Source organism: Asanoa iriomotensis (assembly GCF_016862515.1).
In the GTDB taxonomy this organism is placed as follows: Bacteria; Actinomycetota; Actinomycetes; order Mycobacteriales; family Micromonosporaceae; genus Asanoa; species Asanoa iriomotensis.
In genome coordinates, this window is sequence record NZ_BONC01000174.1 from 1 (window position 1) to 1,577 (window position 1,577).

The 1,577-nt window shown below is 68.5% G+C and carries 1 protein-coding gene; it reads left to right on the forward strand.

All coding sequences use genetic code 11. The annotated features are described in order from the left end of the window. Positions 1-108: 108 nt before the first annotated feature. On the forward strand, positions 109-1,569 hold the full coding sequence (locus tag Air01nite_RS40815; protein ID WP_203708903.1) for an NF041680 family putative transposase: 1,461 nt from the start codon (positions 109-111) through the stop codon (positions 1,567-1,569). Positions 1,570-1,577: the final 8 nt, after the last annotated feature.

The following is a 1,577-nucleotide window of genomic DNA, read 5'->3' on the forward strand; positions in this document are numbered from 1 at the left end:
AGCTTTAACCTGTGGCCGGGTGGCGTCGACCCCGACTGATCATGGGAACAGCCCTTGATTGATCATTTCTCTTGTCTAGGGAGAAAGATCCAAACCAAGGGCTGTCTGGTGATCAGTGTGCATGATGACGTTCCGGGCGACATCGTCGGGCGGCTGGCCGGGTTTCGGAAGGCGTTTCACCGGTGTCTGACCGCGCGGGCCGACGCGTTGTTCGAGTTGACCGAGGCGTTGTTATGCGCCGACGGGCCGGTGCGTTCGCTGGTGGAACTGTCTGTTGCCGGTGAGCATCGGCGGGGTCACGGCTCGTTGTATGCGGCGCTGAACCGGGGCCGCATCGACGTCGAGGCGTTGAAGACGAGCCTGGCCGCGGTGCCAGTGCCGCGGGCCGCGGACGGGCGGATCGTGCTCGCGGTGGACGTGACCTGCTGGCTGCGCCCGGAGGCACACACCAGCCCGCAACGCGTGCTCTGCCACACCTACGGCCGGGGCAAGGACACCCACATCATGGTGCCGGGCTGGCCGTATTCGCTGGTCACCGCCCTGGAGACGGGTCGCAGTTCGTGGACCGCGCCGCTGGATGTCCGCCGGCTCGCGCCGGGCCTCGACGCGGCCACCGTCACCGCGGGCCAGTTGCGCGACGTTGTCGAGCGGCTCATCGCGGCCGGGCAGTGGCAACCCGGCGATCAGGACATGTGGATCGTTGCGGACGCTGGCTACGACGGCCCGAGGCTGGCGTTCCTGCTCGCTGACCTGCCGGTGAAGATGCTGGTGCGGATGCGTTCCGACCGGGTCCTGCGCCGGCGGGCCCCGGCCACCCCTACCGGCAACGGCCGCCCGCGCCGGCACGGCGGCGAATTCGTCTTCGGTGACCCGACCAGCTGGGGCGACCCGGACACGGCGACCGTCACCGACACCCGCCTCTACGGCACCGCGACCGCCCGGGCCTGGCATCGGCTGCACCCTAGGCTGACCCACCGCACCGCCTGGGTCGAACACACCGGCACCCTGCCGATCATCGAAGGCACCGTCATCCTGCTGACCGTCGACCGGCTCCCATCCGGCGCGACCGCGAAACCGGTCTGGCTGTGGTGCTCGCAACCCGACGCCACCGCCACCGACGTCGACCTGCTCTGGCAGGCATTTCTGCGTCGTTTCGACATCGAGCACACCTTCCGCATGCTCAAACAGACCCTCGGCTGGACCACCCCGAAACTGCGTGACCCGCACGCCGCAGACCGCTGGACCTGGCTCGTGCTGGCCGCCTACACCCAACTCCGCCTCGCCCGCACCGCCGTTGCTGACCTACGACGGCCTTGGGAACGACAGCCGCCAGCCGACCGGCTCAGCCCGGCCCGCGTCCGACGCGGGTTTCGGAACCTGCGCGGCAAAGCCGGCATCCCCGCCAGCGCACCGAAACCCTCACGGCCAGGTCCCGGACGGCCACCCGGACACCGCAACCAACGTCCAGCCAGCCGCCACGACGTCCACATCGTCACCAGCACAAAACCCAGCACCAGCAACCGAAAACCAACAAAATCGAAGACCCCACGGCCGCGCCGCACAGGTTAAAAATCAAG